The sequence below is a fragment of the bacterium genome (genome assembly GCA_035945995.1).
GTDB lineage: Bacteria > Sysuimicrobiota > Sysuimicrobiia > Sysuimicrobiales > Segetimicrobiaceae > DASSJF01.
Genome location: DASYZR010000118.1, coordinates 1 through 18,035, shown reverse-complemented (window position 1 = coordinate 18,035; position 18,035 = coordinate 1). Strand labels below are relative to the sequence as shown.

General features: G+C 67.8%; 20 protein-coding genes. 7 read left to right on the top strand and 13 right to left on the bottom strand.

The window, feature by feature from the left end:
* From VGZ23_13880 to VGZ23_13860, 5 genes are all read right to left on the bottom strand, one after another.
* The coding region (locus VGZ23_13880; protein ID HEV2358677.1) for a hypothetical protein at positions 1 to 330 on the bottom strand (330 nt) is incomplete at its 3' end.
* A gap of 177 nt (positions 331 to 507) precedes the next feature.
* The gene (locus tag VGZ23_13875; GenBank protein HEV2358676.1) at positions 508 to 1,374 is read right to left on the bottom strand and encodes an ABC transporter ATP-binding protein; all 867 of its coding nucleotides are present in this window, start codon (positions 1,372 to 1,374) and stop codon (positions 508 to 510) included.
* On the bottom strand, positions 1,371 to 4,550 hold the full coding sequence (locus tag VGZ23_13870; GenBank protein ID HEV2358675.1) for an efflux RND transporter permease subunit: 3,180 nt from the start codon (positions 4,548 to 4,550) through the stop codon (positions 1,371 to 1,373). The genes VGZ23_13875 and VGZ23_13870 overlap by 4 nt, the downstream gene beginning before the upstream one ends.
* A gap of 29 nt (positions 4,551 to 4,579) precedes the next feature.
* Complete coding sequence (locus tag VGZ23_13865; protein HEV2358674.1) at positions 4,580 to 5,923, bottom strand: efflux RND transporter periplasmic adaptor subunit; 1,344 nt, start codon at positions 5,921 to 5,923, stop codon at positions 4,580 to 4,582.
* Positions 5,920 to 6,384 carry a MerR family transcriptional regulator gene (locus tag VGZ23_13860; GenBank protein ID HEV2358673.1) on the bottom strand — a complete coding sequence of 155 codons (465 nt, stop codon included), beginning with the start codon at positions 6,382 to 6,384 and terminating at the stop codon, positions 5,920 to 5,922. The genes VGZ23_13865 and VGZ23_13860 overlap by 4 nt, the downstream gene beginning before the upstream one ends.
* 142 nt (positions 6,385 to 6,526) lie before the next feature.
* Here VGZ23_13860 and VGZ23_13855 point away from each other — a divergent pair, with 142 nt between their 5' ends.
* The gene (locus VGZ23_13855; GenBank protein ID HEV2358672.1) at positions 6,527 to 6,931 is read left to right on the top strand and encodes a PPOX class F420-dependent oxidoreductase; all 405 of its coding nucleotides are present in this window, start codon (positions 6,527 to 6,529) and stop codon (positions 6,929 to 6,931) included.
* A gap of 18 nt (positions 6,932 to 6,949) precedes the next feature.
* Here the strand turns inward: VGZ23_13855 and VGZ23_13850 are convergent, their stop codons facing one another.
* Positions 6,950 to 8,131 (bottom strand): CoA transferase, encoded by a 1,182-nt coding sequence (locus tag VGZ23_13850; GenBank protein HEV2358671.1) that lies wholly within the window; start codon positions 8,129 to 8,131, stop codon positions 6,950 to 6,952.
* 187 nt (positions 8,132 to 8,318) lie between these two features.
* On the opposite strand from VGZ23_13850, the gene VGZ23_13845 reads away from it, so the two are divergent.
* The 3 genes from VGZ23_13845 (at position 8,319) to VGZ23_13835 (ending at position 9,712) form a co-directional block, all read left to right on the top strand.
* Positions 8,319 to 8,645, top strand: coding sequence for a hypothetical protein (locus VGZ23_13845; GenBank protein ID HEV2358670.1), 327 nt, complete (start codon positions 8,319 to 8,321; stop codon positions 8,643 to 8,645).
* 74 nt (positions 8,646 to 8,719) lie between these two features.
* Complete coding sequence (locus tag VGZ23_13840) at positions 8,720 to 9,055, top strand: hypothetical protein (protein ID HEV2358669.1); 336 nt, start codon at positions 8,720 to 8,722, stop codon at positions 9,053 to 9,055.
* Between the two features lie 207 nt (positions 9,056 to 9,262).
* Positions 9,263 to 9,712: a hypothetical protein gene (locus VGZ23_13835; protein ID HEV2358668.1), complete on the top strand. Its 450-nt coding sequence runs from the start codon at positions 9,263 to 9,265 to the stop codon at positions 9,710 to 9,712.
* 31 nt (positions 9,713 to 9,743) lie between these two features.
* Here the strand turns inward: VGZ23_13835 and VGZ23_13830 are convergent, their stop codons facing one another.
* On the bottom strand, positions 9,744 to 11,075 hold the full coding sequence (locus tag VGZ23_13830) for a divalent metal cation transporter (GenBank protein ID HEV2358667.1): 1,332 nt from the start codon (positions 11,073 to 11,075) through the stop codon (positions 9,744 to 9,746).
* Between the two features lie 107 nt (positions 11,076 to 11,182).
* Here VGZ23_13830 and VGZ23_13825 point away from each other — a divergent pair, with 107 nt between their 5' ends.
* Positions 11,183 to 11,395 carry a hypothetical protein gene (locus VGZ23_13825; protein ID HEV2358666.1) on the top strand — a complete coding sequence of 71 codons (213 nt, stop codon included), beginning with the start codon at positions 11,183 to 11,185 and terminating at the stop codon, positions 11,393 to 11,395.
* 32 nt (positions 11,396 to 11,427) lie between these two features.
* Here the strand turns inward: VGZ23_13825 and VGZ23_13820 are convergent, their stop codons facing one another.
* Positions 11,428 to 11,580: a lmo0937 family membrane protein gene (locus VGZ23_13820; protein HEV2358665.1), complete on the bottom strand. Its 153-nt coding sequence runs from the start codon at positions 11,578 to 11,580 to the stop codon at positions 11,428 to 11,430.
* A 236-nt stretch (positions 11,581 to 11,816) separates the two neighbouring features.
* Between VGZ23_13820 and VGZ23_13815 the strand changes: the two genes are divergently transcribed.
* Both VGZ23_13815 and VGZ23_13810 read left to right on the top strand, forming a co-directional pair.
* Complete coding sequence (locus tag VGZ23_13815; GenBank protein HEV2358664.1) at positions 11,817 to 12,314, top strand: DUF6496 domain-containing protein; 498 nt, start codon at positions 11,817 to 11,819, stop codon at positions 12,312 to 12,314.
* Between the two features lie 106 nt (positions 12,315 to 12,420).
* Positions 12,421 to 12,573 carry a hypothetical protein gene (locus VGZ23_13810; protein HEV2358663.1) on the top strand — a complete coding sequence of 51 codons (153 nt, stop codon included), beginning with the start codon at positions 12,421 to 12,423 and terminating at the stop codon, positions 12,571 to 12,573.
* 463 nt (positions 12,574 to 13,036) lie between these two features.
* On the opposite strand, the gene VGZ23_13805 is transcribed toward VGZ23_13810, so the two are convergent.
* From VGZ23_13805 to VGZ23_13785, 5 genes are all read right to left on the bottom strand, one after another.
* Complete coding sequence (locus tag VGZ23_13805) at positions 13,037 to 13,522, bottom strand: STAS domain-containing protein (GenBank protein HEV2358662.1); 486 nt, start codon at positions 13,520 to 13,522, stop codon at positions 13,037 to 13,039.
* 226 nt (positions 13,523 to 13,748) lie between these two features.
* Positions 13,749 to 14,147, bottom strand: a complete 399-nt coding sequence (locus tag VGZ23_13800; GenBank protein HEV2358661.1) for an STAS domain-containing protein — start codon at positions 14,145 to 14,147, stop codon at positions 13,749 to 13,751.
* A gap of 587 nt (positions 14,148 to 14,734) precedes the next feature.
* On the bottom strand, positions 14,735 to 15,610 hold the full coding sequence (locus tag VGZ23_13795; GenBank protein HEV2358660.1) for a carbohydrate ABC transporter permease: 876 nt from the start codon (positions 15,608 to 15,610) through the stop codon (positions 14,735 to 14,737).
* Entirely contained in the window at positions 15,607 to 16,482 is an 876-nt protein-coding gene (locus VGZ23_13790; protein ID HEV2358659.1) for a sugar ABC transporter permease, read from the bottom strand. The genes VGZ23_13795 and VGZ23_13790 overlap by 4 nt, the downstream gene beginning before the upstream one ends.
* An 89-nt stretch (positions 16,483 to 16,571) precedes the next feature.
* The gene (locus VGZ23_13785; protein HEV2358658.1) at positions 16,572 to 17,849 is read right to left on the bottom strand and encodes an extracellular solute-binding protein; all 1,278 of its coding nucleotides are present in this window, start codon (positions 17,847 to 17,849) and stop codon (positions 16,572 to 16,574) included.
* Positions 17,850 to 18,035: the final 186 nt, after the last annotated feature.

Sequence of the window (18,035 nt, the reverse complement as noted above, 5' to 3'; positions counted from 1 at the left end):
GACGATATCGTGCCCGGCGCCCGCAGCCAGTTCGGAGGCGAGCCGGGCGGGCAGCTGGTCGATCGGGATGTGGTCCACGCGGACCGTGACGGCGTTCTCGACGCCCCAGTCGTTGGCGTACTTGTCGAACGCGGTGTCGTAGGCCGGAATGAAGTGGCTCCACACCAGGATGCGAAGGGACGATCCGCGGATCTGCGCCGGCGCGGCGGCTGCTTCCCAGGGTGCAACCAGACGCGTCGCCGCCGCCCCGGCAATTCCCGCGCCGGCCGCCGTCAGCAGCCGACGGCGGGTCAGAGTCCGACCAAATTGCTTCACTATCCGTTTCGCCATTCCCCACCCCCTGTGCGTGTTTGTCCGCACTGCGGTAACGCACCGGACCCCCCATATGCCGGCCGAACGCCTGCCTGCCACCCTCTACGAGGACGGACTTCGCCAAGTTCGCCAGACGGAACTTGAAGTGGTGCCGGGGGTTCGCGCCGATGCGGGAGGACTCCTGCTCGGGCCCCCTCACTCCGCCCACCGGCCGAGGCGCCGGGCCTGCGTCACGATCGCCTGCGTGTACGGGTGCTGGGGCGAGGCGAAGAGCGCGTGAGTCTCCGCCGATTCGACGATGCGCCCCCCCCGCATCACGTGCACGAGATCGGCGGTCTGGGCGACGACGCCGAGATCGTGGGTGATCAACAGCAGGGCCATCCCGAGGTCCCGCTGCAGCCGGCCGAGCAGGTCGAGGATCTGCGCTTGGACGGTCACGTCGAGCGCCGCGGTCGGCTCGTCGGCGATGAGAAGGTCCGGCCCCGGGGCGATGGCCCCGGCGATGAGCACTCGCTGGCGCTGCCCGCCCGAAAGCTCGTGCGGGTAGCGGCGGAAGAACGACGCGTCGAGGCCGACGCGATTGAGCGCCTCCACGGCCCGGTCGCGCGCGCCGCGCCGGCCGAGGTGCGCGACAATGCCTTCCATCACCTGGGCGCCGGCCGTCATCAACGGATCCAGCGCGGCGCCGGGCTCCTGAAAGATCATCGCGACCCGCCGGCCCCGGACCGCGGTCAACTCGCGCTCGGACATCGCGGTGAGATCCGCGCCGTCCAGCAGGATGCGGCCCGCCGTGATCCGGGCCGGCGCGGGGAACAATCTCAGGACTGCGTAGGCCGTCATCGACTTGCCGGCACCCGACGCCCCGACCAGCGCCGCGGTGCGACCGGCCGGGACCAGGAGCGACACGTCTTCCAAGACCGGCAGCAGCCCGGCCGTCCGCCCCTGGGCCTGCGGCGCGGGCCAGGGCTGCCCGGACGGGGCGGGCCGCTCCAACGCGACGCTGAGTCCTTCGATGCGCAGCTCGCCGCGCGGAGGACCCGAGCCGCCCGAGCCCGCGGTCACGCCTGCTCGGTCTGCTGGGCGCGCCGCCTTGGAAACCGCTCTTCGAACCAAGTGTAGAGAACCGGAATCAGCAGCAGCGTGAGGCCGGTGCTGACCGTGAGGCCGCCGATCACGGCACGGGCGAGCGGCATGTTGGTCTCGCTGCCTTCCCCGAGCCCCAGGGCCATCGGGATCATGGCGAGGATCGTCGCGATCGCGGTCATCAGAATGGGCCGCAGCCGGATCCGGCCCGCCTGCAGCACCGCCTCATGCGCCGGCATCCCGCGCGCCTGCATCCTGTTGGCGTAGTCGACGAGCAGGATGCCGTTGCTGACGACCACGCCGATCATCGTAATCACACCCATGAACGAGATGATCGAGAGCGTGGTGTGCGTGAGGAGCAGCATCCAGATCACGCCGATGAACCCCAGCGGGACCGTGAACATGATGATGAACGGGTCGACGAGCGACATGAACTGGCTGGCCATGATCATGTACACCAGCATGAGGGCGAGGATGAGCGCGAAGCCGAGGCTCGAGAACGCGCCCTGCTGCTGCTCGGTCTGCCCTGCCAGATGGTAGCTGAAGCCCGCCGGGAAGGGCATCCGGTCGAGCTGCGCGGCGACGTCCTGTGATACCGCGCCGAGCGGCCGGTTGATCACGTTCGCCGTCACGTCGATGGCGCGTTGCTCGTTCTTGCGGCTGATCTGAAGCGGCTGGCTGCTGAGCGAGATGCGGGCCACGTCGCGGAGGAGAATCGGGACCATCGGGGGCGTGGTTCCCGCCGGGGCCGGCGCGCCGGGCGTCGGGTCCGCCAGCACGTTGAGCGGGACGTTCCCGAGGTCCTCCGGGTGCGTCCGGTACGCGTCCGCGAGCCGGACGACGATGTTGTACTCGTTGCCGGTCACGGGATCGATGAACTGGCTGGCCGTGGCGACGTTCCCGGCCATCGCCGTGTTGACCGCGTTCGCGATGTCGGTGGACGACACCCCGAGCTGGGCCGCTTTCTCCTGGTTCACGTCGACGTTGAAGTCCGGGTATCGTCCCCGCGGGGTAATCTGGACGTCGGCCGTGCCGGGGATCCCGGCGACCATGGCGGCCACCTGCTGCGCGAACTGGAGCCCGGCGTTCTGGTCGTACCCCAACAACTGGATGTCGACCGGCGCCGCGGCCCCGACGTTAATGATCCGGTGCTCGAGCCCGCCCACGTTGACGAACATCAGGACGCCCGGGAACTTGCCGTTTAGGGCCGCCCGGACGGCGTTCGACCAGTCGGTCGAGGAACGGCGTCGCTTGCTCGGGGGGACCAGCCGAACCTCGACTTCGCCGTAGTTGGGGCCCGCGTTCGATCCGAAGGCGCCGTTGTTGTTGCCGGTATTGGTGTAGACGGCCAGCACGTCCCGGGGCGGGATCACCCCGCGGACGACGGTGGCGACCTGTTCGACGATGCCGGAGGCCTGCTGGACCGCGGTCCCCTGCGGTGCCTGCACCTGCACGGAGAACTGGCTCTCGTCGGTGTCGGGGAAAAACTCGGTGCCGATCCCGCGGGCGGCCACGACCGAGACGGCAAAGACGACCGCAATGGCGGCCACCACGGCGGAGGCGTGCCGGAGCGTCCACCGGAGCGTCCCCTGATACCGCTCGTCCAGGCCTTCCATCAGCCGCTCGCTCCAGCGGACGAACCGCGCCACGGGGCCGCGTCCCTGCGCGGCCGGGCCCCGGCTCGAGCGGAGGAGCTTGAGGCTCAGGACCGGGTCCATCGTCATCGAGACCACGTAGGAGGCGGAAAGCGCAAACACGATGGTGAGCGCCATCGGGACGAACAGGCGCTGCGAGATGCCGCTGAGGAACACGACCGGGAAGAACACCGCGATGGTCGAGGCCGTCGAGGCCAGCACCGGCAGGCCGACCTCCTGCGTCGCCTCCAGGACCGCCTGCAGCACCGGGGTCCCCGGGACGGAGAGATGTCGTGTGATGTTTTCGCGGACGACGATGGCGTCGTCGACGAGCCGCCCCATCGCCAGCGTCAACCCGCCGAGCGTGAAGATGTTGAGCCCTTGGCCGGTGAAGTACAGGAGCAGCAGCGCGGTGGCCACCGACAGCGGAATGCCCACCCCGATGATCACAAGGCTCCACAGATTGCGCAGAAATACCAGGACAACCAGGAAGGTCAGCGCGGCGCCGATCGCGGCCTCGCGCTCGAGCGTCGCGATCGCCGCCCGGATGTACTGCGACTGGTCGAAGCCGATTTGAAGCGTCACGCCCTTCGGAACGCCGGCAAGCCGGGGAAGCGCACGGCGCAGCGCGTCCACCACCTGAATGGCGTTGGCGTCCGGCGACCGGGCCACGAACATGAGCACGCCCGGCCTGCCGTTGATGCGCACGATCTGCGTCTGGTCGGCCGCGGCATCCTGCACCTGCGCGATGTCGCGCACGTGGACCGGAATTCCGTTGTGCGTGGCCAGGACGACGTTCTGAATCGCGGGAACGCTCTGCAGCAGACTCGGGACATTGAGCTGATAGTCGATCCGGTTGTTCTTAATGTCGCCGGACGGGACCAGGGCGTTGTACTTGCTGATCCCCGTGATCACGTTCTGGAGCGTGAGCCCGGTGGCCACCAGCCTGTTGGGATCCACGTTCACGCTGAACTGGCGGACGAGGCCCCCGTTGACGAACGCCGTCGAGACACCGGGGATGCGCTCGAGCTGCGGCTGGATCGTGTTGTACCCGAGGTCGTACAGCTGCCGCGCGTCGAGCCCGCCGCCGCCCACGACCACCTGGGCGACCGGGATGTTCGAGATGTCGAACTTGAGCACGAACGGCTGCGACACGCCGGTCGGCAGGCTCCGCATCACCCGCTGGACGTTCTGGATGACCTCGACCTCGGCGATGTTGAGGTCCGTGCCCCAGTCGAACCAGACCTGGATGCTGCTGCTCCCGGTCCGGGTCGTCGACAAGATCTGCTGGACGCCCGCCACCCGCGTGACCGCCTGCTCGAGCGGATAGGTGACGGTTCGCTCCATCGTCTCCGGGCTCGCCCCGGAGTACGTCGCGTTCACCAGGATCGTCGGGATCGTGATCCGGGGAAACAGGTCGCGCGGCAGGCGCTGGAGGGCGATCACGCTCAGCACCACGACGGCGATGCAGGCCATGAACACCATGACCGGGTTGCGGGTGGCGCCGCGGGTCAGGAACACGGCTCTCCTCCGGTCGCCTTAATCCGGCGTCACGGCGTCCCCGCCGCCGAGGCCGGGGCCGTCCGAACCTGCTGTCCCTGGCGCAGAAGATCGGCGCCGCGGACGACGATCGTGTCGCCGGGCGCGAGCCCGCCGGTGACCTCCACGACTTCGCCGGTTGCCTCCCCGACGGTGACGGGCTGCTCGCTCACGGTGCCGTGCTCGACGGTCCAGACGTAGTGCTGCGTGCCGGCGCTTTGCAGCGCGGAGAGCGGGACGACGAGGGCCCGCCGCGCGCCGGCCGACAGTTGCGTGGTGGCGTACATACCCGGCCGCAGAAGGTTGCCGGGATTGGGGATGTCCACCTCCACCTGCACCGTCCGGGTCGTCGGGTCGACGCCGCCGGCGATGCGATTGACGACGCCGCTGAAGACGCGCCCGGGATAGGCGTCCACGGCAATCCGGACCGGGTCGCCTTTATGAAGCATCGGCAGCACCTCTTCCCCGGCGTTCAAGACGACATCGAGGTGGTTCAGGTCGGCGATGGTCAGGATCGACGTCGACGTGCCCGGGGTGACGTAGGCCCCTGGATCGAGTTGGCGGCTGACGACGACGCCGTCGAACGGCGCGACGATGGTCGCGTATTGGAGCTGGAGACGTGTGTTCTCGAGCGCGGCCGCCTGCGTCGCCGCCTGAGCCTGCTGCGTCTTCACCTGCGAACGGGCGGCGGCTTCCTGTTCTCGGGCGGCGTCAACCTGCGCCTGCGCCTGGGCGACCTGCGCCCGCGACGCGTCCACGGTGGCTTGCGCGGAGTCGACCGCGGCCCGGGCGTCGTCGAGGTTCTGCTGCGCGATCGCGCCCTGCCTGGCCAGGTCGGCCGTTCGATTGTACGTGGCCCGCATGTCGGCGAGCTGCGCGTTTGCCTTGACGACGGCGGCGCGCGCGCTCGTAAGACCCGCTTCCGCGTTCACCCGCTGGGCCCGCGCCGCGGCGACCTGCGCCCGCGCCGTCTCGACGGCGTTCTCGGCCGCGCTCAAGGTCGCCTGGGCCTGGGCCACCTGCGCGTCGAGTTGCGCGTGGTCGACCGTCGCCAAGACCTGCCCCGCGCGAACGGCGTCGCCGGGCCGCACCGTGACGGTCTGCAGGTACCCCAGGGTCTTCGGAAAGATCACAGCCTGCGTCAGCGATGTGATGCTGGCCGTCAACTGCAGCGTCCGCGGCAGCGCCACGCGCCGCGGATGACTGACGGCCACGACGGGCACCGGGCGTCTTCCCGCAGCCGGGGACGCCGCGGGACCGCGCGACGCCGGCGGGGCCCCCCGGCTTGCCATGATGGCGGCGACGATGACGGCACCGGCCACCACCGCGCCCCAGATCCACACTCTCGTTCTCATGTCTGCGCTCCCGCCCGCTCGACGGGCCCGTGACGGTCGATTCCCGCCGCGACGAGGCGCCGTAGAGCCCGGACCTGCCGCTCGAGTTTCCGCCCGAACGTGCTCAACTGCGCGATTTTGTCCTGCACGGACCGCCACTGCGCTTCGGTGACGGCGAGCGCCTGCTCCAATTCCTGCCGGCGCGCCGCGGCGTCGGCCGCCCGCTCGGCGGCGGCAAGGTGGCGTGTGCGCGCGTCCTCGGCGTCGAGAAGCCGCTTGATCTCGGCGAGCGACAACCCCAGCAATCGTTTGAGTTCCTTGATTTCCTCGATGCGCTTGAGGTCGGCCGCCGTGTACAACCGTTGCCCGCCGGCCAGCCGCTCGCTGGGGACGAGCAGCCCGATCTCGTCATAATAATGAAGTGTGCGGGGGGTAAGGCCGGTGAGCTGACAGGCTTCGCCAATTTGATAGAAGTTGCCCATGTCGCGCTATTGTAGGGGGACCATGACGTGCGTGTCAACCCTCTCCCGTCCGCGTGAGGAATCTCACCATCTCCTGGACGCTGTGAAGGATATACCCGCCTGGTCACAAAGTCGTGAACGGCTCCGCGGAGGTGAGGTCGGTTTGCCAACCCCCATACCCGAACCCGTGCAGAAATTTCTCGAGAAGCCGAATTTCGCGGTCCTGGCCACCCGCTCGACCCGCGACAGACTTCAGGCCACGCCGGTCTGGTTCTTGTACGAAGACGGACATATCATCATCAACACGTCGCAGGGGCGCGTCAAGCTGCGCAACATGCGGAAAAACGCGGACGTGGCCCTCGCCATCGTGGACTGTAAGAACCCGTATCAGTACGTGCAGATTCACGGCAAGGCGGTCGCCTTCGACACCCAAAACGGTGCGCGGGACATCGACCGGCTGTCGCAACGGTACCACGGCAGGCCGTACGCGTATTCGAGCACCGACGCCCCGAACAAGCGGGTGACGATCCGCATCGCACCGTCGCGGGTCAACACCATGGGCTTCTGAGCCGCAAGGCCGGCGGCGTTAGACGACCTCGGCCGCCCTCAAGCGCTCGACATCGGCGCGGCTGTACCCGAGTTCGGCGAGCACCTCGTCGGTGTGCTGGCCCAGGAGCGGCGGCGGGAGCCGGAGCGCCCCGGGCGTGTCCGAGAGCGCGAACGGCGTCCCGATGGTGCGCAGCGATCCGTACGCCGGATGCGGCAGCGCGGCGTCGAGGCCCAGCGCCTGCACCTGGGCGTCCGCGAAGACCTCGGCCAGATCGCGCACGGGGCCGGCGGGCACTCCCGCGGACTCCAGCCGATCGATCCACGCGGCGGCCGGGGCCGCGGCGAACCATCGCGTGAGATCGGTGACGAGTTCATCCCGGTGCACGACCCGGCCCGCGTTGGTGGCGAACCGCTCGTCGGTCCCCTGCGGCAGGCTGAGCGTCCGGCACAACCGCCGCCACTGCGCATCCGTTCCCACCGCGACAAGAAACCAGCGGCCGTCGGATCCCCGAAAAGCCTGGTAGGGCACCAGGTTGGGATGCCCCGACCCCGACGGGGCCGGCTGCTGGCCGGTGGCGAAGTAGCTTTGCGCCGCGTACGTCATCCAGGTCACGCCCGCTGCCAGCAGCGACGCGTCGATTCGCTGTCCGTGCCCGGTGCGCTCGCGCGAGTACAGCGCGGCCAGGATGCCGGCGAGAGCCGTTGACCCGGTGGCCAGGTCGATGACGGCGACCCCCACCCTCACGGGGGCACCGTCCGCCTCTCCCGTCGTGGACATCAGTCCCGTGGCGCCCTGCATCAGCAGATCGTAGCCAAGCTTCGCGCGATCGGGCCCCACGGGTCCGAATCCGGACACCGAGCAGTAAATGAGACGGCGGTTGAGCCGCGACAACGTGTCCCAGTCGGCGCCGAGGGCCGCCTGCGTTCCGGGCCGGAAATTCTCGAGAAAGACGTCGGCGGTCTGTGCGAGACGGCGGAGGACCTCCCGCCCCGCATCGGCGCCGAGGTTGAGGGTGAGGCTCCGCTTGTTGCGGTTGACCGAGAGGTAGTAGGTCGCGTCTCGTGTCCCGCCCGGGCCCTCGACGAACGGCGGTCCCCAGGCGCGCGTCTCGTCCCCCGCCCCGGGACGCTCGACTTTGACCACGTCCGCACCCAGATCGCCGAGGAGCATGCCGCAGAACGGCCCGGCCAGGATGCGGGATGCGTCGATGACCCGCACCCCGGCCAGCGGTCCGGCCGGCCGGGCGCCGGACGCATCGTGACCTCGAGGTTGCCCGTTCAACGGTGTCGCTATTTGGCAGGCCGGGGCGGAGTCCCTCCGGCGCCGCGGGTCCGCGCCACCTGACGTAGAACGCCGGAGGACTTCTGTCCGTAGGGACAAAGAGCGTGGACAGATGGGCGAGGCGATGAAGCAGCGCGTTCGGAGCGGGCTGGCGGGCATCCTGGCCTTCCTCGTCCTGTGCGGCGCGTCGGGAACGGCGCCGGCGCGCACCGGGGACCGCGGGCGCCAACTATTTTCGCACCCGTTCGCCGTTCTCGACTCGATCCTCGATGCGTCTGGGACGGCGGACGCGGCCGACAGCCCGCACGCCGTCCCGCCGCACGTGCGACCCGGCGCGATCGCGCTCAGGCCATCGGCATTGCTCAACGGCGCCGTCCCCCGACATCACGACCGGCCGCGCTCTCAAATCACGCGGATTTCCCTTCCTCCCCCGGCCCAGCGGGCGGACTGACGGCAGCACGTCCAGGCCACAATGCCGGCGGGAGGCGTGCGAGCACGCCCCCACGCTACGGGAGGGAAACTCGTATGGGACTGTTCGAGAGACTACGCGGACGATCGGCTCATCGTTCGGTGCACGTAATCGGACGCATCACGGATGACCCTCAGTTCGTTTCGCAGAACGGAACGAACCAGATGGTGTTTCATGTGACCGAGGTGCCGGAGACGGAATTCCGCATCACGATGCTCCCCACCACCCCGAAGCGCCGCAAGGGAGAACGCGTGGAACTCGTCTATCAGGTGCGGGAGGACCACATCGCGTGGGTTGAGACGATGAACGCCGCTCCCGACGCGGAAGCCACGCGCGTGAGGAATCAGGAGTACTTAGCGAGCATCCAGGCCAGCCAGGCGAAGCACGAATGAGATGCAGGGGAAGTCGTTCCGGACCGACATAAACTGCCGGATCGCGGCGACCTGAGGCGAATCCCCCGCTCGATAGAGGAATGGCGAAGCCGGCCGGGCGCGCCGGCCGGCTTCGCCGGCAAACGGTTCGTACCGCTAAGCCGCCATGCGGTTCATCCGCTGTCCCAGGAGCCGCCTACCCTCTTCAGCCATCTCACGGTTGTCGCGTTGGACCCGGCGGAAATACTCGGCCAGTTCCTTGTCGCCGGCCTGCTCGGCGTCTTTGGCATATTGTCCGCACGTTTCGCAGCCCTCACGGCAGCTGCCGAGCGGGCAGCCGTCGCCCACAAGAATCTCGGTCCAAACGATGCCGACTGCCACATCAGAACGAACGCCGCGGCCACGCGCAGCGTCAAAGGATGGCTCGAGTGGTTGTTTGACGTGCCGGAGCCCCTGTCCGGGATGGAGGGGGAAGGCCTTCCACACGAGGACGCGCACTGGTACGAAGATCGAATCGACGCCGGCGAAACTTTGGTGGGGGTGCGGACGCAAGACCGGCGAGGTGCCGAGCTCGCCCAAACCCTGCGGCGTACCGGGGGCCACAGCGTGGGCCGTTATGAAAAGCTCGCGGGGGGTTGGACGCGATTCACCGGCGAGGACGGGGCAAAGACGGCTTGACCTCAGGTGATCTGGTCCTGAGCACCCTCGCCTATGATCGCCAGGTCAGAATGAGGCCCACGACCGCCGCGGTCATGACGGCGGTGGTGACCCAGCCGATCCCGTTGAGCAGCGGTCCGTTCACGCGCGATCCCATGATCTCGCGGTTGTTGGACGCCAGCATCACCAACACGAGCATCGGTGGTGTAAGAAAGCCGTTGATCACGGCGGTCACGAACAGCGCGTTGATCGGGTTAATGCCCGTGAAGTTGAGTACCATTCCGATCCCGGTCGATGCCGCGATGGCGGCGTAGAACCACCTCGCGCGCCGGGGTCGTTCGCCGAGACCGGCCCGCCACCCGAACAGATCAGCGATCGCGTAGGCGGCGGATCCCGTCAGCACCGGGATCGCGATCAGTCCTGCGCTGGCAAGTCCGATGGCGAACAACCACGTCGCCAGTGGACCGGCCAGCGGCCGGAGCGCCGCCGCGGCCTGTGCCGCCGACGTGATGTTTGTGTGGCCCGTGCGGTGCAGTGTTGCCGCCGTGGCCAGAATGATGAAGTACATCACGACATTTGAAAAGACCATCCCGACGTCCACGTCCCACGCCGCGTACCCAAGTTCGGTTCTGCTCACGCCGCGCCGCTGCCACAGACGCCGCTCCCCGATCGCCAGGCGCTCTTCCACCTCCTGACTCGCCTGCCAGAACCACATGTAGGGAGAAATCGTGGTCCCAAGCACCGCGACCAGGACCGCCAGAAACTGGCCGTCGAGCCTGACGCGGGGAACGACCGTCGCGACGAGGACGTCGGACCAATTGGGCTGCGCCACAAACGCGGAGCCCACATAGGCCAGGAGCAACAGGCTCATCCACTTGAGCGCACCGGCAAGGGCCGGGTACGTGCCCCACACCACGACCGCGAGGATTCCGGCTGCGACTGGCACGATCATCACCGCGATCGGCACGGGAACCATCAGGTTGAACGCCGCCGCCACCGCGCCGATGTCGGCGCCGGCGTTGATGGTGTTCGCGACGGCTAGTCCGAGGACCGCGCTCCACACCGCCCACGCCGGATACCGGCGGCGCAGCGCGCCGGCCAGGCCGTGGCCGCTGACGAGACCGATCTTGGCGGAGATGAACTGCACCGCCGCCGTCATCGGGATCGTGAATAGCGCCGTCCATAGCGTGCCCAGACCGAGTGAGGCGCCCGCCACGGCGTACGTCGCCACCCCCGAAGGATCGTCGTCGGAGGCACCGGCAATGATGCCGGGGCCGAGGACGGACAGGCATCGAACGAGCCAGGAGTGCGCGGCGCGGACTCGATGCTCGCGCGCGCCGGGGCCGGGCCGCTTGCGGCCGAGGTGAATGGTCCGAACCTTCATTGTGAGATTTCGCCAGGCGCTTCGCGCCCCGCGCGCGGCCCAAAGGACTCGGATAAGGCTGGCGCGCTACCGGCCATCGCCCGTTCAAGCTCCAGAAGCCGCCTCGCGTGCATCACGCCGGGTTGAACAGGTTCGTGAAATCGATGCCTTTCACCGCGAGGCCGATGGGCGGCTTGATGATGTCGTTGACCAGCTATGAAATAACACGCCCAAAGGCCGCGCCGATGATCACGGGCGATCGCGAGATCGATGACGTTGCCGCGCGCGACGAACGCCTTGAATTCCCTCCACATCGCAGCGCCCTCGATTCCATCACCTAGGGCGTCTTACGCCGCCGTTGGAGGTACGCGACCTATAATACGGCGCGCCGCCCGGTGATGAGGTTGTAAATGAGGACGATGACGGCGATCACAAGCAGCAGATGGATCAGACCACCGGCGATGTGAAACGAGAAGTACCCGAGTACCCACAACACGAGGAGAATGACGAAGAGTGTCCAGAGCATCCTGCACCTCCAGTATGGCGGGCGACTGCCCGGTCTTCACCCTGATCCGATGCCCTTTTAACCGGCGGCTACGGTCTCCAAACAGGGAGCACGCCGGCGCCAACCCGACGCGGCGTAGAGTGCGTTGAGATTCCGCCGGCAGGTTTCGTCGGCTCGCCGGGGGGCACTATTGTATTGAGAGAATCGAGTAAGCGGAGCAAGGGACCCGCGTCGCGGGTCGTCCGAGGAGACCACCCATGCCGGAGAGAGAAACCGTGGAGAGGGCCAAAGAGCAGGCGCGCGAGGGCAAGGCGCCGACCACGCAGGCCGGAGAGTTCGTGCGCGAGGAGATGCGGCACATTAGAAAGGGCAAGCACGGCGCACGGTCGACGAAGCAGGCGATCGCGATCGGACTTTCAAAGGCGCGCCGGGCCGGCGTAAAGCTTCGCCCACCCAAGAAGGGGGCGGCGTCGGAAAGGACGCGCCGGAGCGCTCAGACCGCGCTCCGGCGGGGACGGCGCGGCGGAAAGGTCTCGCTGACCCGCTCGCGCGCTGTCCACGGGGCGCTGCGCCGCGAGAGCCGTTCCGCCGCATCACGCCGCTCGCTGGCGCGTCAAGCCCAGGCTGCGGCGCGGCGACGTGGGGCACGGGCACGCTCGGCGGCGGCACAGAAGGCCGTACGGACCAAGGGCCCGCGCGTCCGCGTGGCCGCCGCACGCAAAGCCGCGCATACGCGCGCCCGTCGCACCCGCTGACAGACTCACCGCCGCGACGCCCTAACTGATCGCCGAGTTTGACGCGCGCGACGTCCATGCGCTGTTTTTGCGTCCCCGCGCGTGCGGAGACGGCGGCGAGACGGCCATGATCCGCAAGCTGAAGTCCGGTAGATATCGCCTCTACTCTCGCCGGCGCGATCCGAGGACAGGAAAGCGGCGCAATCTCGGCACCTTCAAGACCCGGGCGGCGGCGGAGCGGCACGAGCGCGCCGTCCAATACTTCAAGCGCCGGGCATGAGGATCATGGGAGGGGCGCAATGACGAAGCCGTCGTGGCGTGCGCGGTCGCGGCGGCCGTGCCGTTCCACGCGGCCGGCTCGGCGGGAAGCGATGGGTTGGAAACGTGAGGATGGTATCGATGGCCCCTCCAGTTCTTCGTCATCGCGCCATCAAGACTTTGGCGGCGGCGCGGCGCCGCGAGCTCGAGCGGGCGAAGCGGATCCTGCAACACAAGAGGGCGCGAATGCCGTAGACTTTGTTACGGATTGATTGCTCCGCATCAGACGGCGGGCCCGGGGACGCCGGCGGCGGTAGGCGGACTTGATGAGACTACTCTCGTGGGGTTACGGGAGGCGCCGTCCTTCGCGTCAGCCCAAACTCCTTCGTGCGCAACCGCAATTCGTGTCCGCGTCTTGCAGCCCCCTGCCGCGGACTCGCCTCGATCGCAAAGGGGGTAGATTCCGCTGCCCTCAAGCCCTCCGGTCATGCGTGATTCGCCCGCCTGCCGTTCGCTGATGGCCCCCCCGGCCCATCCGGGTGCGACAACGCCTGCAACGCCGCATCGACCGTCGGGAAGATACGAAACACATCCTGAAGGCCCAGCACCGAGAAAATCCGCCGCAGGGTCCTCGACGTAACGACCACGGCCATGCTCGTCTTGCGCTGCGCGCATTGCTCATGCAGTCGCACCAACGTGTTCAGGCCGGTGCTGTCGATGTAGGAAACCCCCCCGAAGTCTACGATGACGGTCCGGCTATCGCTGAGGGCCTGGTCCAAGATCTCCGCGAGGCGGTGGACGTTGCGGAGATCGATCTCGCCGGACGCGCGCACGATGCCTGCCCCGTTACGCCGGGCATACCGGCATTGCAGCAGCGCATCCGGCCCACTGCGGGCGTCCCCATCGGCCCCGTGTACCGCCGTCTCCTCCTGGGGCCACAGGACCGAATCCCCAAGAGGCGGAGGTTCCACGCCGCTCCCACCGCATCGCGGACAGAGCGTCACCTCGGCCGAGCCTGTGCGGGCGCGCACGGTCCCAATGCCCCTGCAGTGCCTGCAGCCCTCGCTTTCGCCGACGATCCGTCTTGTACGATAGATGGCATAGCCCATGGCTCACGCCCACGACCGAGGTCGAAACCGGCTTCGGTTCTCACGCAGCTGCTGAACCAACGCGCACCTCCCTGCCGAAGTCGAAGGGCTACCCTCGCTCATCGACCACCTGTAACGCGGCCTCGATGCTGGCAAAGACGGGGAGCACCCTATCGAGTTCCAGGACGTCGACGACGCGGCGGACGATGCGTGACGGATTCGCGATGACCACCCGAGGGGCGCCCGCCGACGCGCGCCGCTGGTGGCGAAGCAGCAGGATGATGCCATAGGCGTCGATGTAGCGCAAGTTCTTGAGCTCGAGAATGACCGGCTTGTGCAAATCAACGGCACCAGTCAAGGCGTCGTCCAGGATCCCATGAGAGTCCAGATCGGCCTCACCGCGAACATGCACAATGGTCGCGCCGGGGCGCTCTTCGAGCCGGCAATCGAGGGGTGGCTGCGGTGCGCCCCTCATCTCGTGACCCGTGGTGCCGGGGTCGGGGTCCAACAGCCGCCCCCCTTGCGCGCGGCGGCAAGGTCGTAGGAACCTGCGTCATCTAAACAGACTATGTATACCTTACTCCCATTTCTGTACCCGCATTTCCATCAAGGCAAACTCCGGCCGGCCATGGGTACATCATATAATGGCGGGGGCGGGGGATTGTGGTTCGGGTGGTGGTGCCTGTTGGGCCCGAGGCCGAAGGGTAAGCGAGAACTGTCGGGGCGGCGCGGGCGCCCGTTGGTGCAGCCGCGGGAGCGTCAGGAATCGTTTGTCCCGTCCGGCGAACGTCACGGGCGGAAGGCCCGAGCGACCTTTCACATTTCTGTGGAACTGCTGGATGAACTGCGCGACGTGGTCGTCGCGTTGTCGGGACCGCCGGATAGACTTACCCTGTCCGATTTTGCAGAGAGCGCGTTGCGCAGAGAGGTGGAACGCCTCAGGCGTGTCCACGTCTCCGGAAAGCAGTTTGCGAGGCGAACCGAACCGGTCCGGCGCGGGCGACCCATCAAATAACCGCGCCCCGGCCCCGGCAACGCGCCCTGCGCCCAACGGGGTGCGGCCCGGCGCCGAGATGTCCGCGCTGCGCCCGAGTCCTACCCTTTCAACGAGCCCGCCATGAGGCCGCGCATGAAGTAACGGCCAAGGACGGCGTAGACAAGGAGAGTCGGCAGCGCGGCCAGCAGTGCGCCGCCCATCTGGACGTTCCATTGCACGACGTAGCTGCCGGCGAGGTTGTTGAGGGCGACCGTGATCGGCTGCACCTCAGGGTTGCTCGTCACGATGACGCCGAACAGGAAGTCGTTCCAGATCGACGTGAACTGCCAGATCGCGGCGACGACGAACGCGGGGCCGGACAGCGGGGCGATGATCGCCCGATAGATGCCCCATAATCCGGCGCCGTCGATCTTCCCGGTTTCGATCAGCTCGGTGGGCACGCCCGCGTAGTAGTTCCGGAAGATGAGCGTCGTGATCGGGATTCCGTAGACGACGTGCACGAGGATCAGCCCCGGAAGGGTGCCGTACAGATGTAGGTGCTGGAGCGTCTGCACGAGCGGGATCAGGACGCTCTGGTAGGGGATGAACATGCCGAACAGGATCGCCGGGAACACGACGGCGGCGCCCCGGAATCGCCACTTCGCCAGGACGTACCCGTTCATCGACCCCAGGAGCGCGGAGAGAAGCGTCGCCGGGACGACGAGCTTCACGCTGTTCAGGAAGTTGGCGGCGAGGCCGCGGTGCGTGGTGCCGCCGGCCCACGCCTGCGTGAAGCTGCTGAAGTACAGGCCGGACGGCGGCGTCCACATTCGCGAGAGGCTGACCTCGGCGAAGCTCTTCATCGACGTCGCGACGAGCACGTAGATCGGGAGCAGATACGCGGCGGCCGCGGCCAGCAGCACGCCGTACACCGCGATCCGGCCCCAGGGAACCGACGCGCCGGCCCGGACGCGGGCCGGCGCCAGGGTACTCAACGCTCCGCCTCCGCGCGGGTGCTGTATACGAGGTACGGGACCGTCAGGAGTGCGACCAGCACGAGCAGAATCTCGGCGATCGCCGCGCCCTGCGCGAAGTGGTTTCCGCGGAACGTGGTGTCGAACATGAAGTACGCGGGCACGTCGCTGCTGAACCCCGGCCCGGGACCGGTCATGGCCACCACCAGGTCGAAGATCTTGAGGGAGATGTGGCCGAGAATGATCACCGCGCTGAGCGTGATCGGCTGCAGCAGCGGCAGCAGGATCTGACGGTAGATCTGCCACTCCGCGGCGCCGTCCACGCGCGCGGCCTCCCGGAGCTCGTCGGGAATGCTCCGCAGGCCGGCGAGGTAGAGGGCCATGGTGTACCCCGACATCTGCCACGTGGCCGCGATCGCGACGGCCAGGATGCCGATGCGCGGATCCGTGTACCAGCCGGTCCGGAGCCACCCCAGGTGGAGGTGCACGAGCAGCAGGTTGATCCCGACGTCCCCGAACACGGGGCTGCCGGGGTTGAGGAGCCAGTGCCAGACCACGCCGGTGACGATGAACGAGATCGCGAGCGGCGCGAGATAGATCGTCCGGAACACCGCTTCACCGCGGAGTCCCTGATCCAGCAGCGCGGCGAGCGCAAACCCGATCGCGAGACACCCGGCGAGGAATGCCGCGGTGAACTTCGCGGTGTTGACGATGTCGATCCGAAATCGGAAGTTCTGGAACAGGTCGAGGTAGTTGCTCCACCCGGCCCAGGCGTAGCTGGGGAGCACGTCGTTCCAGCGTGTCAGCGAGACGAAACCCGTCCAGCCGACAAACCCGTACACGAAGACGGCGATAGCGATGACCGACGGCGCCAGCATCGCGGCCGCGGTCACCCGGTCCCACGTGCGCCCTCTCCGGGCGGTCGGCCCCGCCCGTGCGGCATGCGCCCTGAGGGAGGGGCCCGGCGCGGCGGACGTGGCCCTTACTTGCACACCCCCGCGTTGACGCACGCCTTCTGGAGCGCCCGCTGCGTCGCCGCCGTGTCCCGCGAGGTCACGAACAGCGCGATCGCGTCCTTGTACTCCGTCGACCACCCCTCGCTCGCCGCGGCGCCGTGGATCACGCTCGGCACGATCGTGTCACGCGTCCAGTGCTGCATCGCCCACTGCTGATACGGACTGAACAGCTTGGGGCTGCAGTCGGTCCGGGCGCAGATCGACCCCTTCAGCGGGTTGAACGCTTCCTGCGCAGGCCGGGAGCCGAGGACCCGCAGCCACGCCAGAACGTTCTGGCGGTCCTTGACCTTCTTGGGCAGGCCGAAGCTGTCGGACAGCGCGTCGTACACGTTTTCGTTGCCCGGCGCGGGGGTCCAGCCGTAGTCCTGGAAGTTCTTGGACGTGAACCACCCGTTGGTCCAGTCTCCCATGATCAGCATCGCGCCCTTGCCGCCGACGATGTACTGGCCGGCCTCGTCCCACGTCAGCGCGGCATGGTCGGAGTTGGTATACGTCAGCATCCGCTTGAACGTCTCGAGCGCCTGCGCCACCTTTGGGCCGGTCCACGGCGTCTTGCCGGTCCACAGCCCGCGGTATCCGTCCGCGCCCAGCGTCCCGATCAGCACCGTCTCGAAGTTGTGCCCGGCTTCCCACCCTTCCTTGTCGCCGAGCGCAAACGGCACGAGCCCCTTCGCTTTGAGCGCATCCGCGACCCGGAAGAAATCGCCGAACGTCCGGGGCGGCGTCAGGCCGTTGTCGGCAAAGACTTTCTTGTTGTACCAGAGGATGTTCGCCCGGTGGATGTTCGTCGGCACGGACCAGAGCTGGCCGTGGTATGTGAGGATGTCGAGGAGCCCCCGGGGCATCGCGTGGTCCCAGCCCTCCGACTTGAAGAGGCTCGTGAGCGGTTCCATATAGCCGCTCTTGACCCATGTATCGATCAGCTCGTGGCCGGCGTGCACCTGGAACGAATCGGGCGGGTTGCCGCCCAGCATGCGGGTCTTGAGGACCGCTTTGGCGTTCGTCCCCGCCCCGCCGGCGACCGTGGCGTTGACGATCTGCACCCCCGGATAGTCCTTCCGGTACACGGCGAATAGTGCGTTCAGCGCGTCGGCCTCGCCGCCCGCCGTCCACCACGAGAAAATCTCGAGCTTCCCCGCCTGCCCCGCACCCGAGGCCTGTGGGGCCCCGCCGGGGCCGGCCCCGAGCGACACGATTCCGGCGGCAACAACCGCGGCAATCCAACGCAGAGGATGCTGTGTCATCTCCACCCCTCCCCGGCTCTCCCGAGAATCGTTCGACAGTCCCGGTGTGACTCCCCGCCGGCCGGGACGTTGCGGGCAGATTGTGACCGCGTTTTTGGCGGGTCCTAGCAGGGTGCGGAAAAAGCAGGTGTGGCCGCGTGAGTGATGAATCTAGGTTTAGACGTAAACATAGCCTCGTACGCACCC